Annotated in this window: 17 protein-coding genes; 9 read left to right on the top strand and 8 right to left on the bottom strand. The window is 54.6% G+C overall.

Features of this window, described 5'->3' with window-relative positions:
• The first annotated feature begins 221 nt into the window (after positions 1–221).
• From AC6ROY_RS20010 to AC6ROY_RS19990, 5 genes are all read left to right on the top strand, one after another.
• The gene (locus AC6ROY_RS20010; protein WP_500102368.1) at positions 222–1,697 is read left to right on the top strand and encodes an oligosaccharide flippase family protein; all 1,476 of its coding nucleotides are present in this window, start codon (positions 222–224) and stop codon (positions 1,695–1,697) included.
• A 601-nt stretch (positions 1,698–2,298) separates the two neighbouring features.
• Positions 2,299–4,158 carry an assimilatory sulfite reductase (NADPH) flavoprotein subunit gene (locus AC6ROY_RS20005; protein WP_500102367.1) on the top strand — a complete coding sequence of 620 codons (1,860 nt, stop codon included), beginning with the start codon at positions 2,299–2,301 and terminating at the stop codon, positions 4,156–4,158.
• Positions 4,159–4,195: 37 nt separating this feature from the next.
• Positions 4,196–5,917 carry an assimilatory sulfite reductase (NADPH) hemoprotein subunit gene (gene cysI, locus AC6ROY_RS20000; protein ID WP_500102366.1) on the top strand — a complete coding sequence of 574 codons (1,722 nt, stop codon included), beginning with the start codon at positions 4,196–4,198 and terminating at the stop codon, positions 5,915–5,917.
• Positions 5,918–6,099: 182 nt separating this feature from the next.
• Positions 6,100–6,699: a TetR/AcrR family transcriptional regulator gene (locus AC6ROY_RS19995; protein ID WP_500102365.1), complete on the top strand. Its 600-nt coding sequence runs from the start codon at positions 6,100–6,102 to the stop codon at positions 6,697–6,699.
• Between the two features lie 197 nt (positions 6,700–6,896).
• The gene (locus AC6ROY_RS19990; RefSeq protein ID WP_500102364.1) at positions 6,897–7,103 is read left to right on the top strand and encodes a hypothetical protein; all 207 of its coding nucleotides are present in this window, start codon (positions 6,897–6,899) and stop codon (positions 7,101–7,103) included.
• A 164-nt stretch (positions 7,104–7,267) separates the two neighbouring features.
• On the opposite strand, the gene AC6ROY_RS19985 is transcribed toward AC6ROY_RS19990, so the two are convergent.
• Positions 7,268–7,696, bottom strand: coding sequence for a VOC family protein (locus tag AC6ROY_RS19985; RefSeq protein ID WP_500102363.1), 429 nt, complete (start codon positions 7,694–7,696; stop codon positions 7,268–7,270).
• Positions 7,697–7,806: 110 nt separating this feature from the next.
• The gene (locus AC6ROY_RS19980; protein ID WP_500102362.1) at positions 7,807–8,217 is read right to left on the bottom strand and encodes a hypothetical protein; all 411 of its coding nucleotides are present in this window, start codon (positions 8,215–8,217) and stop codon (positions 7,807–7,809) included.
• A gap of 280 nt (positions 8,218–8,497) precedes the next feature.
• On the opposite strand from AC6ROY_RS19980, the gene AC6ROY_RS19975 reads away from it, so the two are divergent.
• On the top strand, positions 8,498–8,659 hold the full coding sequence (locus tag AC6ROY_RS19975; RefSeq protein ID WP_500102361.1) for a hypothetical protein: 162 nt from the start codon (positions 8,498–8,500) through the stop codon (positions 8,657–8,659).
• A gap of 96 nt (positions 8,660–8,755) precedes the next feature.
• Here AC6ROY_RS19975 and AC6ROY_RS19970 read toward each other — a convergent pair whose 3' ends face one another.
• Both AC6ROY_RS19970 and AC6ROY_RS19965 read right to left on the bottom strand, forming a co-directional pair.
• Positions 8,756–9,421, bottom strand: a complete 666-nt coding sequence (locus AC6ROY_RS19970; protein ID WP_500102360.1) for a tellurite resistance TerB family protein — start codon at positions 9,419–9,421, stop codon at positions 8,756–8,758.
• The gene (locus tag AC6ROY_RS19965) at positions 9,391–9,870 is read right to left on the bottom strand and encodes a hypothetical protein (RefSeq protein WP_500102359.1); all 480 of its coding nucleotides are present in this window, start codon (positions 9,868–9,870) and stop codon (positions 9,391–9,393) included. Before AC6ROY_RS19965 ends, AC6ROY_RS19970 begins: the two co-directional genes overlap by 31 nt.
• A gap of 195 nt (positions 9,871–10,065) precedes the next feature.
• On the opposite strand from AC6ROY_RS19965, the gene AC6ROY_RS19960 reads away from it, so the two are divergent.
• Positions 10,066–10,248 (top strand): hypothetical protein, encoded by a 183-nt coding sequence (locus AC6ROY_RS19960; protein WP_500102358.1) that lies wholly within the window; start codon positions 10,066–10,068, stop codon positions 10,246–10,248.
• Between the two features lie 18 nt (positions 10,249–10,266).
• On the opposite strand, the gene AC6ROY_RS19955 is transcribed toward AC6ROY_RS19960, so the two are convergent.
• Genes AC6ROY_RS19955 through AC6ROY_RS19945 form a run of 3 tightly spaced genes read right to left on the bottom strand, consistent with a single transcriptional unit; the run spans position 10,267 to position 14,197 of the window.
• Positions 10,267–11,376 (bottom strand): GerAB/ArcD/ProY family transporter, encoded by a 1,110-nt coding sequence (locus AC6ROY_RS19955; protein ID WP_500102357.1) that lies wholly within the window; start codon positions 11,374–11,376, stop codon positions 10,267–10,269.
• A gap of 19 nt (positions 11,377–11,395) precedes the next feature.
• A complete protein-coding gene (locus AC6ROY_RS19950; protein ID WP_500102356.1) occupies positions 11,396–12,604 on the bottom strand; it encodes a Ger(x)C family spore germination protein in 1,209 nt (402 codons plus the stop codon).
• Between the two features lie 54 nt (positions 12,605–12,658).
• On the bottom strand, positions 12,659–14,197 hold the full coding sequence (locus AC6ROY_RS19945) for a spore germination protein (RefSeq protein WP_500102355.1): 1,539 nt from the start codon (positions 14,195–14,197) through the stop codon (positions 12,659–12,661).
• A 154-nt stretch (positions 14,198–14,351) separates the two neighbouring features.
• Between AC6ROY_RS19945 and AC6ROY_RS19940 the strand changes: the two genes are divergently transcribed.
• Positions 14,352–14,534, top strand: coding sequence for a hypothetical protein (locus AC6ROY_RS19940; RefSeq protein ID WP_500102354.1), 183 nt, complete (start codon positions 14,352–14,354; stop codon positions 14,532–14,534).
• A gap of 104 nt (positions 14,535–14,638) precedes the next feature.
• Positions 14,639–15,496: a sugar phosphate isomerase/epimerase family protein gene (locus AC6ROY_RS19935; RefSeq protein WP_500102353.1), complete on the top strand. Its 858-nt coding sequence runs from the start codon at positions 14,639–14,641 to the stop codon at positions 15,494–15,496.
• 222 nt (positions 15,497–15,718) lie between these two features.
• Here the strand turns inward: AC6ROY_RS19935 and AC6ROY_RS19930 are convergent.
• Positions 15,719–16,117, bottom strand: a 399-nt coding sequence (locus AC6ROY_RS19930; protein WP_500102352.1) for an MAE_28990/MAE_18760 family HEPN-like nuclease, incomplete at its 5' end; no start/stop codon positions are given.

Raw genomic sequence — 16,117 nt, 5'->3', positions numbered from 1 at the left:
GTGGGGAAGTTGGACGCAGAATGGGCAGGATACGCCGAAATAGTCACCATACTGCCGGTTCGTATGGAAAAAGCGGAAGAAACCGGCCATTCCGCGTGCCTTGCGGTTGTTATCGGCCGATTTGACAGTTGCAGTTGCAACGTTCCTTTTGCTACGATAAAGCAAGCGATTTCAATCCGGGAGCAAGCTCAATTTAACCAGCAGGAAAAGGGAGATTGCATATGAACATGGCCAAATTCGGATTCCGGTTTACCGACAACCAGCGGTTTTTACTGCGCAACGTATCCATTATTGTACTGGGGCTGTTTATTAACCAGCTGCTGCAGACGATCGGCAGCATCGTGCTGGCCCGTCTGCTGGACGATCCGGTCAAGTTCGGCGAGGTGAACCTGCTGCTGCAAATATTCGGGATGATTACGCTGTTCCTGAATGCAGGCTTCACGAATGCGCTGGTGTATACGTTCTCCACCGCCGCGGAGGAGGCGATCCGGCTCAAGCTGCGGGTAGCGCTCGTCGGCAGCACGGCAAGCGGGGTTGTGGTTAGCCTCGCGGTTTGCTTGCTGGCGCCTGTGCTGGCGGCGGCGTACGGCATCCCGGAGCTGAAGGGCGCGCTTATGCTCAGCTCGATCACTTTGCTGTGCAATTCCATCGTGAATATAGGCGTCGCGTCCTTCTCCGGCAACCGCGATTTCCGCACCCAGGCTTTCTTTATGGTGATGATGACCTTGTTTTCCACGGCGGGCATGATTATGGGCGTACTCGCGCCGTTTCACCACCTGCTCTGGGGCGTTTCGCTGTGGACGGGCATCGGCTCCGCATTCACTGCGGCGCTGATCAGCTGGCGAGTCATCCGGGTACATCGACCGCGTCTGTGGGGGCCGGTATTGGCGGATGATTTGAAGGCGCTGATGCAGTACGGCGTTCCGATGTGGGCCGGCAACATCGCCAAGGCGTTCCAGCAGCCGTTTCTTGTGATGATGATCGGCTCCATCTCGGTGGTTGCAGTCGGACAGCTGGCCAATGCAGCCCGGATTACAGGGTTTATCGGCATTGTCACCTGGGCGTTTATGATTGTTACGCTCCCGTTTGTGGCGGAAAGCGCACGTGACCCGCAGGAGAGCAGACGCCGGGGTACCCAATGCATCCGGTACAATAATCTTATTTTGTATCCGTTGACGGCAGCCATTTGTTTATTTCCCGATGAAATCAACAGCTTTCTGTTTGGCGCAGGGTATGTGACCGCGGAATCGGCCACCTACATCCGTCTGCTGGCGCTTGGCGTGTTTTTCTCCTCCGTCGGCCGGCTGGGCGGCAATATTTTGGCAGGGATCGGCAAGACGAAAGCGAATTTCTGGGTCATGATTTTGGCGGGAGCGATCGTTGTTGTGCTTGTTCCGCTGCTGGTCCAAACAGGCGCTGTTTGGGCGGTGTGGGTTTATACGGCCAGCTGGGCGGCTTCAGCGCTTGCCATGGTGTACTTTTTTTACCGCGAGGGCTTTTCGCTCGACTGGTGGAAAGCTTATGGCGAGCCGCTGGCGCCGACAGCCGCGATGAGCTTGCTGATGGGAATCGGCGAGTTTGCCGGTGCGGGGCAGCCTTTTTTGATCGGGCTCGGCGCGCTTAGCTTGCTGGCGCTGACGCTGCGGGTCGAGTTCGGCAAAGGGCTGAAGCTCAGACGGGCCCTGGCGAGCCGATAAAGCATTTTTGTCCGAAATATTAAGATATTGTAAGGAAATCAGCGATAATGGAAGAAAAGCGTGTTCTTTTTTACGAAAATAGAATATTCTGAATATTTACAATTTATTAATAAAGGAGTAGAGTAAGAGACAAGAAAGGAGAGCCCAGCACACCACAGTTCACAAGTTTCAACCTGGAACCGGAATTTCGACAAGCGACCGGTCCACGTTGAAGTTACTCCCTAATCCTCCTGGAAGGGCGGCGATTCCGTTGAAATGGGCTAGCGAAGCGTGCCGGAATTCAAGGCATGCGGGTCTCAGGCAACGTTGGAAGGCGCAAAGGGATTAAAATCGAGGCAGATTGGAGTGCAGCAGTCAAATTGAATAGGTTAAACGAAGCATAGGGTCCTCCGGTTATCTTGGATAAGCGGGGGCCCTATTTGTGTTGCGTGGAAGCTTGGATACATATAAGTGCGCGGTTACATCTTGAACTTATCAGAAAGTCTGATGAATCTCATAAGAATACTCTAATTGACCTGTACATCCCTTGCTGGTACGTTTATAGTAAGCATATTGGGTATGTAGCAACTATCATGGCATGTTAGGCGAGGTGGATTATTTCGTGGAATTTCATGTGACAAACAGTCCTTTTACGCAAGAACAAGCAGAGCTGCTTAATCGTCTGCTGCCTACGTTAACCGAGGGTCAGCGAGTTTGGCTAAGCGGCTTTTTGGCTGCGCAGGCATCCGCAGGCGCAGCTCCGACGGCGGCCGCTCCGGCTGCTCCGGCTGCAGCGGCGATCCCTGCTGCTGCTGCTCCGCAAGCAGCTCCGGCCGCGGCTCCGGTTTCCAAGGAAGTGACCGTGCTGTTCGGTTCCCAATCCGGCAATTCCAGCGGACTGGCGAAGAAGCTGTCGAAGAAGCTCGAAGAACGCGGCTTCCAGGTGTCGCTGTCGTCGATGAACGATTTCAAAACCAACGGTCTGAAAAAAATTCAAAATCTGCTGCTGGTCGTCAGCACGCACGGAGAAGGCGAACCGCCGGACAGCGCGATTTCCTTCTACGAATTTCTGCACAGCAAGCGCGCGCCGCAGCTCGAGGGCTTGTCTTATTCCGTGCTGGGCCTCGGTGATACCTCCTATGAGTTTTTCTGCCAGACAGGCAAAGATTTCGACAAGCGTCTGGAGGAGCTGGGCGGCAAACGATTGGCCGATCGCGCCGATTGCGACGTAGATTACGACGAGCTGGCCGGACAATGGACGGCTCAAGTGCTTGCGGCGCTCGAGGGCGCTTCGGCAGCGGCGGCTCCGGCCGGATCGGCAGCCGGTCAAGCCGTGGAAGCTGCCGCCGAGAGCGACTACAGCCGTTCCAATCCGTTCCAGGCGGAAGTGCTGGAAAACTTGAACTTGAACGGACGCGGCTCCGACCGCGAAACGCGCCATCTTGAAATTTCGCTGGAAGGCTCGAATCTGCAGTATGAAGCGGGCGACAGCATCGGCATTTATCCGGAAAATCATCCGCAGCTGGTCGATGAGCTGATCGCGGCGATGGGCTGGAATGCGCAGGAGCAGGTAGCCGCGCCGAAGACAGGCGAGCCGCTGGCGCTGCGCGATGCGCTGCTGCGTCATTATGAAATCACCGTGCTGACCAAGACGCTGATCGAGCAGCTTGCCAAGCTGACGGGCAGCGCCAAGCTGGCCGAGCTGCTGGAAGCAGGACGGGAGCAGGAGCTGCGGGCCTGTCTGCAGGAGCGCGACCTGCTGGATCTCGTGCAGGACTTTGAATTGAAGGGTGTGCCTGCAGCCGGCTTCGTCGGCGTGCTGCGCAAGCTCCCTGCCCGGCTGTATTCGATCTCAAGCAGTCCTAAGGCATTCCCGGAAGAGGTTCATGTCACGGTTCGCGCAGTACGCTATGAGGCGCGCGGCCGTCAGCGTTATGGCGTCTGCTCGGTGCATCTCGCCGAACGCGCCGAATCCGGTTCTGCGCTGCCTGTGTTCGTTCAGCAGAACCCGAACTTCAAGCTGCCGTCCAATCCCGATGCGCCGATTATTATGATCGGGCCGGGCACCGGCGTTGCTCCGTTCCGCGCGTTCCTCGGTGAGCGCGAGGAGACGGGAGCGGCAGGAAAGTCTTGGCTGTTCTACGGCGACCAGCACTTTGCGACCGATTTCCTGTACCAGCTCGAATGGCAGCGCTGGCTGAAGGACGGCGTGCTGACCCGGATGGATGTGGCGTTTTCCCGCGATACGGACCAGAAGGTCTATGTTCAGCACCGGATGCTGGAGAAAAGCAAGGAGCTGTACCAGTGGCTGCAGGAAGGCGCAAGCCTTTATGTGTGCGGCGACGAGAAAAAGATGGCGCATGACGTCCACGCGGCGCTCATCACGATTTTGGAGCAAGAGGGCGGACTGAGCCAGGAGACGGCAGCGGAGTATTTGAGCCGGATGCAGCAGGAGAAGCGTTACCAGCGGGATGTTTATTAAATCCTGACCCAGAACGAGAGGAGTGGGCTTTCCCACCATGGCTATTAATTTAATCTCATCTTCCAATACGGCCGGACACAGCGATGTCGAGGACCTGAAGCGGCGAAGCAATTATCTTCGCGGCAGTCTGGTCGAGACGCTGGAGGATCGGATCACCGGCTCGATCCCGGAGATGGACAACCGGCTGATGAAATTCCACGGCAGCTACATGCAGGACGATCGCGACCTGCGCAATGAGCGCCATAAGCAAAAGCTGGAGCCTGCGTTCCAGTTCATGCTGCGGGTGCGCGCGGCTGGAGGGGTCGTAACCTCCGACCAATGGCTGATGATGGACCGGGTCGCGCAAAAATATGCGAACGGAACGATCCGGTTGACGACGCGCCAGTCGTTTCAGCTGCACGGCGTCATCAAGTGGAATTTGAAAAATACGATTCGCGAAGTCAATGATGCGATGCTCAGCACGCTGGCCGCCTGCGGCGACGTTAACCGCAACGTGATGTGCAACCCGAATCCGGACCAATCCGAGGTGCATGCCGAGGTCTATGACTGGTCCTGTAAGATCAGCAGTCATCTGGACCCGCATACCCGCGCTTACCATGAAATTTGGCTGGACGGCGAGAAGGTAGTGGATAGCCAGGCCGACGCGCCGCAGGAGCCGATCTACGGACCGGTGTACCTGCCGCGTAAATTCAAGATCGGCATCGCGGTGCCGCCGTCTAACGATGTGGACGTTTTCTCGCAGGATCTGGGCTTCATTGCAATCGTGGAAAAAGGGAAGCTGCAAGGCTTCAACGTCGCGGTTGGCGGCGGCATGGGCATGACGCACGGCGATACGGCGACATACCCGCAGGTGGCGAAGGTCATCGGGTTCTGCACGCCGGAGCAGGCTGTCGAAGTGGCGGAGAAAATCGTCACGATTCAGCGCGATTACGGCGACCGCGCCGTTCGCAAGCACGCCCGGTTCAAGTATACGATTGATGACCGCGGGCTCGATTGGGTGAAGGGCGAGCTGACGGCGCGTCTTGGCTGGGAGCTGGCTGCACCACGCGCCTATGCGTTCAAGGATCATGGCGACCGCTACGGCTGGGTCAAGGGCACCACAGGCAAGTGGCATTTCACGATGTTTATCGAAAACGGCCGCGTCAAGGACGAGGACGGCTATCTGATGATGACCGGCTTGCGGGAAATTGCCAAGGTGCATACCGGCGATTTCCGGCTGACGGCGAATCAGAACCTGATCATCGGCAACGTCACGACAGCCAAAAAGAAACGGATTGAGAAGCTGATTGCCGACTACCAGCTTGACGATGGCGCGCATCATTCCGCGCTGCGCCGCAATGCGATGGCTTGTGTGGCGCTGCCAACCTGCGGGATGGCGATGGCCGAGGCGGAGCGTTACTTGCCGGAGCTGCTGAGCAAAATTGATCTGCTGCTGGAGGAAAACGGCCTCCGTCATGACGATATCGTCATCCGGATGACCGGCTGCCCGAACGGCTGCGCGCGTCCGATGCTGGCTGAAATTTCCTTTATCGGTAAAGCGCCGGGCAAATACAACATGTATCTTGGCGGCGGCTTCGCCGGACAGCGCTTGAACAAGCTGTATAAGGAAACGATCGGCGAAACGGAAATTCTCGATTCGCTGGGCGAAATGTTTGCCCGCTACGCGAAGGAGCGGACAGAAGGCGAGCATTTTGGCGACTTCGTTATCCGTGCCGGTTATGTGAAGGAAGTGCTTGACGGAACCGATTTCCACGCCTAGTGCGAGGCAACCGCTCCGGCACGCGATATATGCAGGTTGATTGAGAACAAGACCGTTCCGGTTTCGGGCGGTCTTCTTCGCGTTGGGGGACGGGTTCACATCTTTCGAGCCGTTTGCCAGGCGTGAATAAACCTTTTTGTCACACGTTGTACGATAAAAAGAGAAACCTGTATAATAGAGCTATGCCAAAAATTGTAGATCATGATAAACAGCGGCATCTTGTTGCCGAAGCTGCGCTGCGGGTGATCCACCGGTCCGGGCTGGATCAGGCGACGGTTCGCCACATTGCGGAGGAGGCGGGATTGTCCGTAGGCTCGATGCGCCATTATTTTTCCACGCAGGCTGAGCTGTTTGCGTTTTGCATGAATTTGTTTGTGCATCGCATCAACATGCGGCTGGAAGCTTTTGAAATCAACGGACCGCTGCTGGAGGACATGCGACGGCTGCTGATGCAGTTTATGCCGGTTGATGAGGATCGTATGTTGGAAATGGAGGTTTGGTTTTCATTTAACGCCAAGGCGCTGATTTATCCGGAGCTGAAGCGGCTGACGGAAGAAATGCAAAACGGACTGCTCAAAGCTTCGCGGTACGTGGTGGAAACATTGCTGGAGCAGGGGCTAACCCGGCCTGGACTGGATGTGGAGCTGGAGACGGAAAAGCTGTATGCGCTTGTGGACGGTTTGGCGATTCACCAGATGATGCAGCCGGGTCGGTTGGCCGTGGAGCGGCTGGAGGCGATCGTGGATAAGCATTTGCAGACGTTATGTGAGCCGTTGCCGTAGCGAGCGACTGTTTTCCCCCGAATCACAGCGGCTTCACAGCGCATCCGAGGCTTGGACGACATGGCATCATTTCAGCGCAAAAGCGTATACATTCCACAGCAAACAGCTGCCTAAACGTATGAATGGAGGGCTGCAGGGAGCGCATACATTACCTATGCGTAGCCAAATCCAATGGAATGCGAGTGAGGCCCATGTCCATGACATTTTGTTCGCAATGTAACGAAAGGGTTCCGGAAGGCTCCATTTCCTGCAAGTATTGCGGCGCTTTTACGACAGGCTCCGGGGAAGCGGCGGCTCTGTCCGAGCCGGCAGCTCCGGCGGGGTCCCGTGCCAGGCTGTGGGTGGCAAGTCTTATCGTGATCGTTGTGGTGGCCGCGATGATTTTACTGCTTGTGAACTCGTAGCACAGGCAGTTCATGGCACGTACGTTTGAACCGAAATCATGGCCTCCGTTTGCGTGGCCATGATTTTTTGGCGTACAGTGTGCGGAACGGCTGTCGAAGGCGCCGGACAAGAAAACGGCAGCCCCGTTGCGGGGCCGCCGTTTTTTTCGTGAAAGGGACGCTGCTTAGGCGGTAAAATCCTGGTTATCATGGCTAAACTGCCATTCAATCCCGAATTTGTCGATCAGCGCGCCGTAACATTTGCTAAAGAACGTTTCCTGCAGCTCCATGCGAACCTGGCCGCCTTCCTTCAGCTTCGCGTAAAGGGCTTTGAGCCGGTCTGTATCTTTATTGACGAGAGCAAGGCTGATGTTTGTGCCGGCTGTATATGGCATGCCAGGGAACGTGTCGGAAAACATCACATAGCTGCCGTCAATTTTCAGATTCGTGTGCATGATCAGCGACTTCGCTTCCTCCGGAAGCGGATATTCCGGGTTAGGCGGCGAATCGCCGAACGTCATGAATTGCGGCTTCTCGGTACCGAAAACGTCTGCATAAAACTCCACGGCCTCACGACAGTTTCCTTGAAAATTCAAATAGGCGATTACTGACATTCGATTCGCTCCTTTAGGCCATGATCGGTGTGCGTGCCATCACCATTGTATCATGTACCTGCGGACAGGCAAATATACGAAATTGTAAAGATGGGGCACGCTGCTGACCATCAATTCGTAATCCACTCGATGTAAGCTTCCCCTTCGCTTCCGTAGCCATTGGTGCTGTAAAGCACAACCTGAATCGGACGAGCGGTATCAAAATGGTATTCCCGGCTGACATAGGACTCGCCGCTTTGCAGGTTATGAATCCGGTCATACTCCGGAATCACGTAGCCGCTGTCAATGACGCCGCTCCACGCATCGACAACCTCGAAATAAACGTTGCTTCGGTTGCTGCCTGCGGCCATGTTGCCGACATTGACGTACACATCGGTTCCGTAACGGCTGTACGAATCTTTGGATGAGCTGAAATAGTCAAGTGTTACCCATTGATACGAGGTAGAGGCATGAACCGGCAGGGCGGCTAACACGAGGGACATTAGAAGCAGGAACGTGACCGCAAATCGTTTTTTCAGCAAAGCAAATCATCCTCTCATTTTGTAGAATAGGGGACCGTACGGAAAATGGCAGCTCCTTTCAGGCAAAGTCGAGTTAAGCATCTAAAGCGTACCACGAGAGGATTGAGGAAAATATAGGTTGAATTAACTTTATCATCAAAATGGATGAAGGGGGTTGGCCTTTTCGGTGTGGCGGAACGGGGAGCACATATGGTATGGTTTGGTAGAACACATCCGCTTGCCGGATGTGCAGCTGTGTGGACAGCATGTGCAGGTTGACAGAAGGGACAGGGGTGAAGCGGTGCTACAGGTTGTCATTTATTTGGCCGTCTATGTCGTTGGTGCGTTTGTATACGGATTATGGACGAGCAAGAGCGCGAAACGATGGGTACGGCTAACCGGCAATACGTTTATCCATTTAGCGATTGCGGTAGTGATCGGATTGATCGTGTATAGGGTGTAGGTCAACGGCAGTCTGGATGACAGAAACAAAAAAAGCCTCTGGGGAGGCTCTTTTTGGCTTGCTGCCGATAGGAAAGTCGTTTCTTATAACGAACGATTACACGTTCAGACGAACCTGGTAACCAGGCTGGTTTTTCGGATGGTTTTGGTCCAAAAAGACAGAGCGGTCGTTTTTCAGGCTGATAACCTCGAAAAACGGAGTGAAGCGCTCTTCGGAAATATGGAAGGCTTGCAAAAATTTCGCGAATAATTCCTGCTCTTCGCGCTCCGGCTGGCCGTCAGCGAGGGAGGAATCTACCAGGTTGATCAAGATACAAATTTTTTGCGCGTCGGTCAGGATCGGGGCCGATTCGCTGAGGAACTTGTCCACCGAATTGGAGCGTATGTACTTCAAAGCGCGATCCAGCAGAGCGCGGTTGTTGGCGCCAACGCCGATGACGCCGTTTTGCTCTTCGCCGCCGAGTACGGACAGCAGCTGTCCTACTTCTTCATGATCCATCTCGCCATCGGATTGCATCATGTACAGCAACGAGGTTGCAAATGCAAAATGAGGAGTCATGCCTTCTGTACTTTTGTCACCTTTAAACATATCAAACAGTCCCACACACATTCCTCCTACAAATTCGTGATCTGGATCATTCCAGCATGTAACTAGTACGACAGAGGCGGAGACTGGTTTCGACGATTCAAAAAAATTTTTGCCGCGCAGGAGAGCCGGTTGATCGTGTGCGCCTAAAGCTCCTGAAGGTCGGTCAACAGCCACTCATCTTCACCGTCTCGTGACAAAAACCAGACCTGCGTAAACCGCCCGCGCGGCTTCTCAATCAGCGGCTTGGCGCGTAAAATGTCTGACATGCCGAAGGAAGGCGACACGTTGCGGATGATTAAGGCGATCGGGTAGCCGGTAGCGTATTGATTGATTTTGGTTTCCTTGATGCGGATACGTTTGTTCAGCTCGGCAATCAGCATCTCAATCACTTCCTGGCTGTGAATCCGCCCCTTGGAGCGGCCGAGCAGCAGCTTGGCTTCTTCGGAATCGTAGAACAGATGGGTAATTTCCATGCCGAGCAGCCGCTGATTCTGAAATTGAAGCACGGCGTCCGGCCGTTCGCGCTGGTAGAGCAGCCGCAGCTTGTTTGTATGATTTCGATTATAAATGTCGAGGAAAATCCGGACTGCGGTCCGTTCCAGCACATGCTTTTCCTGGTACACCTGACTATAGCACCCCCTGCTTCGCACGCGATCAATTTGCCTGAATTCGCGGCATCCGGCTGAATCCCGCCGTTGTAAGCCATTGTCTCATGTGCGGAAGGAAGAAACAAGCATACCGTTACCGATCAGGGAGGCTCTGACAATGAATAAGAATAGGGTTATCCCAATGCTGCAAGCGGTGGAAAATATAAGGCTGTGACCGAGCAGTCGGCGGCAGGCAGCGAGGAAATTTCCGCTTCGACGCTGGAGCAGCAGCGGGCGTTTGAATCGTCTTACAGCAAGGTGCAGCAGTTGGTCGGAATTGCAGGCGAGCTGCATACCCAGATCGAGCAGTTCAAGCTGCATGAGGATGCGCAGGAGGCGAAGGAGCTCGGATAAAGGGAAAGGAGCGCGCTGTTATGAAGGGGAAGGGCGCGGCTTTTTCTTTTTTTTGCGCAAAGCGGCCACACCCCAGAGCAGCAGCGGCAAAATGATCGAATACACGGGCAAATCAAACGGAATCGCGATGGATTTCGGAAACCAGACGGAGCTGTCGTAAAAATTGCGCGGCGCCATCGCCAGTAAGAGCGTTACGGGAGCCGTGAAGGCAATCATCCTCGTCCACTTGCGAACGCCGAACCATTGGGCAGTGCCGTAGGTGCAGATAAAGAAATAAAGTCCCACCTTTACAAAGACGCCGATAATCCAGATGGCGACGACAATGGAGTCCATATTCTGGATAAAGCCGAATGACAAATAGCGGACCAGATTAAAGTACGGGTAGGTTTGCCCGGAGGAGGTCGCATAGCCAAATAAAGCGACGCTGAGCAGCGTGGACGCCATCGTCAGCAGTGCGGCAATCCCTGTCCCCAGCACAGCGGGCAGCGTGCTTTGCTGCGGCTTGTTGACGAAGGCGATCAGCACCAGCAGCATCATATTGTCGCTGAGAAAGGAAGCGGTGGGCAACGCTCCCTTGAACAAGGTCATCCAGCCGGAGTCGACAAACACAGGCATCAGGTTGTGAATCTCCGCCTGCTTGAGGCTGAGCAGCAGCGGCAGCGCTATGCCGAGTAAAATAAACGGGCCGAAAATTTCGCCGCAGCGCGCAATCGTTTCGAGGCCCATGCCGGTTACATACATCGCGACGAGCAGCATGCCGATCACCGGGGCGATGACCGGCGTATACGGCAGAATGGTGCTGATGATAAATTCAGCATATTGGCGCAAAATGATCGCCATTACAGCGTACCAGTAGAGCATGTAAAGGAAAATGACGGCATGCCCTGGCCATTTTCCTAAAATTTTGCCCGCAAACTGAATTAACGTTTCTCCCGGGTACAGGGCGGTGATCCGGCAGCATACGTAAGCAAACAGCATACCGCTGATTCCGGCGATGGTCGAGGACAGCCAGGCGTCCTGCTTCGCCGCGGCAATCGTCGGGTTGATCGTCAGCAGCACCGACATGCCAACCTGCATCGTGGAGATCATCCAAAACAACTGATTTCTGCTGATCCGCACCGAGCTCATCGCTTCGCCCTCCTTCGATTTAGTTCGCTTTATTTTCCTCCAGATGCTGACGGAGCTTAATGTTGGCCATCCCGGGCCGGGCCATTTTGGAATGGGCTTGCACCGTAACCTCAATCTGGGGGAAAAGCGTCTCCCAGTCGCTTTTCATCTGCCTCCACTGGCGGGGGAAGGCGCGATGGTACGCTCCGGCGAAGCCGAACACATCCGCCCTCATCCCCTTCTGCACCTTGTCCAGCGCCAGATGGACGCGGGTTTGGATATCCTCGTTCATGCGCTCCTCAACTTGCCGGATTGCCGCTTGATCGGATAGCAGATCGAGCCTGGTCGTATTTTGCAGCACATCATCGGTCGTTTCGATGATGACCTGCATGCTGGGCTTGCCGTTTGCGAGCGCAGGCTGCAGCCGGGAACGGCTATGCATCAGCTGCAAGGAAACTGTGTCCCTGGTGTTTTCCGGGTGAACGGTAACGACCGCAGATTTGATCGCGTCCTGAAGCCATAAAATGCCGCGCGCCTCGTGATTGTTAAGCAAGCCAACCATTTTGTCCTTTTTGAGAATGGCCGTGCCGTTAATATAGCCAACGGTTTTGTCAGGCTCTTCTTTTTTCAACGGGGGAAGCTTGTCCACGTACGGCACTGCGGCGGCGTGACTTTCACTGGTCAGCTTGGCAGACAGCTGCGCCAAGGTGAGGGAGACAGACGCCTTATTGTTGGTCATTTCCCGCAGCACCTCCGCCGTATCTCGTTCGAGCAAGGAATGAAGCTCCAATATTTTTTTCCCCTGACCTTTGCAGACGTAAACATAGGCGCGCTCGCGCGGCTGCGAAGCCCGCATTAAGTAATCAATATCCTCCCGCAGACCTCTTTTTGCTTCCTCCTCGCCGAAAATATACACCTCGGAGTGTCCCCAAAACATGCGGCGCGCCAGCCTATCCTGCAGCTGGGCCAGAGCATCGGCGACATTTTCACCGAGAGCTGACTGGATGAAGGTCGAGTTGCTGCTAATGGACTGCTGTTCCATCGTGGCTGCCCCGTTCCCGCTGCTGCGGGGAATAAAAATTTGCACGGTAAGCTCCAGATGCTTGCTGTCCTTGCGATCAATGGCGACGCCGGTCACCAGCGCAAGGTCATTGACCTCCCGCCGGTCCCAGCAGCCGGTCAGCAGGACGGAGCACAGGGCAAGCAGGAGCAGGGGCCGCAGACGTACGAAGCTGTGAAATGCGCTCATCGGGCTTGCCCCTTTCCGTAATGCGTGTACAGATTCAGTGCAGGGCTCAGAGGCTCAGCGCCGCCGTTGCGCTTCCGGCACATCGTCCGGCTTTGGCGGCGGAGCCGGCTTCTGCCCGCGCGGCTGGCGGGTAAAGTTGGCGCGCCCGGTGAGGTGCGGTCGCTTGAGCATCGCCCAGATCGGAGCGCGGATCAGCACATCCTTCATTTCCGCGAGTCGCATCGGGGCCAGCGGCTGCAAATACGGCATGCCAAACGACCGCAGCGAGCACAGGTGAATGACAATTGCGATAAATCCCAGCATTAAACCCAGCAGCCCGAACATGCCGGCCAAAAACATAATCGGGAACCGCAGCACGCGCATCGCGATGCCTGTCACATATTGCGGCAGCAGAAAGGAAGCGATCCCTGTAATGGCGACGACCATGACCATCGGGGAGGAGACAAGCCCTGCCGATGTCGCGGCCTGGCCGATGACCAGTGCGCCGACGATACTGACTGCAGCGCCAACCTGCTTGGGCAAGCGAACCCCCGCTTCCCGCAGCGCCTCGAACGAAATTTCCATCAGCAGCGCTTCAATGAGCGCCGGGAACGGAATATCCTCGCGCGACTTCGAGATGCTGAGCAGCAGAGACGGCGGCACCATCTCTTGATGAAAGGTTAAAATCGCGACGTACAAAGACGGAAGCAGCAAGGAAATGCCAAAAAACAGGAAGCGTAGCCAGCGAATAAACGTGCCGATCATAAAGCGCTGGTAATAGTCCTCCGGCGATTGCAGCAAGGAAAACAGCGTTGTCGGCACAATGAGCGCAAAGGGCGTCCCGTCAACCAGGAGTGCGACCCGGCCCTCCAGCAGCGCCGCGCTGACGACATCCGGCCGCTCGGTGATCTGAATTTGCGGAAACGGCGAATACGGATTGTCCTCGATAAACCCTTCGAGATAGCCGCTTTCCAAAATGCCGTCCACATCAATGGCTTTGACCCGCTGCCCCACTTCGGCGACCAGCGATTCCGTCGCGATGCCGTCAAGGTAAACCGTCGCCACAACCGTTTGTGTCAGTCGTCCTACCTGGCAGGACACAATTTTCAGTGACGGGTCTTTAATTTTGCGCCGCAGCATCGCGGTATTGACGCCAAGCGTCTCGATAAAGCCTTCGCGGGGGCCGCGAATGACCGATTCGGCCGCCGGTTCATCAATGGTACGTTTCTCCCAGCCCGCCACGCCAAGGGAGAAGCAGGTCGTCAGTTGATCAATGAACAGCACGGCATTGCCGTTCGACAGGTGGGCAACGGCTTCCGCGCAGGTGGTTAGCGAAGTGAAGTCGGTAATGGATACGATGGCGGACAACGTTTTGACAGGATCGTCCCAGGTAACCGGGATCGTTTTGATCAACGGCGACAAGGCGTGCTGGTCGAGCAGTTCCATATTAATCATGCCTTCGATAAAAACGACAAAGGCGGCGGTATGTCCGCCGATGGAAAGTTTATGAAACTTGACGTCCGCACAGTTATGATAAATCGTTTGCAGGCAGGTGAAATTTTGCTCCAAATCAGCCTGAAACGGCTCAGACGCTAACGAGGACGGGGCGGCCATAGGTTGAGCTCCTTCCCGGTAACTGCGGTAAGTTACTTGTAGGATTTACCCAAGATTCCTGAACTATACAGGAAATCCTGTCGGTCTACTGATGTGATTTTTAGCATAATGTCAACAAGCTGCAACAAAGGTATGGCAGCTATATGTATACCGCATGACGCGCATCGAGCTGGATGTAGCGGTTCAGGCCAGACTGGATGCGGCAGCTGCAGACAGTCCGGCAGCTGCGGCCGTGCCGTTGTTTCAAGTATACGCTGCAGGCAGGCGCGGCCCTGGACCCGGCAAGCCGCCGAAGCAAGTTGACAGTGTAGCCGCCGGTATGATAAAAATAATGTAACCGGTTAAATCTAACCGGTTACATCGCAGCGCAGCAGCCATCCGCACATCTTGCTTCCTGCAAGCGCAGCGAATTCATGCAGTGAATCCGGGGAGGTCTTGCTCTTGTCTTTTCAAATTGGCTTGCAAATGTATTCGATCCGTAATTCCTTTGCGCAAAACCGTCAGCTAACACTGGAGCGGGTAGCTGAAATCGGCATTCGTCATATTGAAATTCCGGTCGGTCTGGATGGGGGAGACAACCCGTTCAGCGTGACCGCGATGCCTGCGGATGAGCTGAACGCGATGAGCAGACAGGCCGGCTTGCAGGTGCTGGGCACTCATATCATGGTTGATACGGATGAACAGGTCGAACAGGCGATTGCGTACAATCAGGCGATCGGCTCCAGCAAGGTCATTATCCCGATCAAGTTTTTCCAAAGCTATGACGATGTGATGGCCTATACCGAAAAATTAAACAAGTTCGGCAAGCGGTTTCGGGAGCATGGCCTCCAATTGTATTATCACAATCATTTTAACGAGTTCCAGCCGTTTAACGGCCATACGGTTTTTGACCTGATGCTGCAGCATACCGATCCGGAGTTGGTCAAATTTGAGCTGGACACGTACTGGGCGCTGCGCGGCGGCGTGGACGTCTTGCCGTTGCTGGAAAGGCTCGGAGAGCGCTGCGAGCTGATCCATCAGAAGGATATGCCGGCGGCTGTCCAGCCGATTAATGTGTTCGAGCTGATTGACGCGAGCCAGCCGATCGGATTCGATACATTTGGCGTTATTTTCAAACCGGACAGCTTTGTGGAAATCGGTTACGGCTCGCTCCCGATCCAGCAAATTCTGGAGGGCGCGAAAGCATCGACGAAGACGGAATACGTCATTATCGAGCAGGATATCATCACGATGGATGAAATGGAAAGCATCAAGCGCAGCTTCGACAAGCTGTCCGATCTCGTTGCTGCGGTCCAATAAAGCAGGCGGTCTGGCCTTCTAAATCCGCTGCAGCACAACGAAAAGGAAGCTCTCGCGCAGGTTGGCGGGGAGCTTCCTTTTTGCTTATTCTGTGTAGGCTGGCGGTGCGGGAGCTGTGCGGGCAGGCTGGTACAGGCGCATTAAACGCCGAATCCGGTTCAAAAAGATGCTCCCTTGGATGATCCGGCGGGTCTCCGTAGCTACACGGTAATGTCCGTTATGTTAACTTGCTTTCTGATAACTGGAGGTATACGCTGCATTCTCAATTAATGTTTTATATTCCTCTAGGGTGCCTAAAACAAAATTGTGTAGCTCCTCGTATAGTTCCTCAGTTATTTCGATTAACTCACCATGAGCGATTTCGTTTCTATGCTTTAACAATTTGCTATCAATTTGTTGTATTTTCTTTTCCCAAACTTCATCAAATTCAAAACCTACTGTAAACATTATGTTTTTTAGTACCGCTGAGGATAAGTTTGATTCTGTGTCAATTGCCAGACTTGGATCGAATGAAATATTTTTATTCAAATTCTGAAAGATAAAACTAATTAACTCAACTTTCGCAGAACGAAAATCGGCTTTAATGCACGATGTAACTGAATTGAAGGCCAGTTCATTATG

It is taken from the genome of Paenibacillus sp. sg306046 (assembly GCF_059821225.1).
This window is presented reverse-complemented; position numbering and strand designations above follow the sequence as displayed.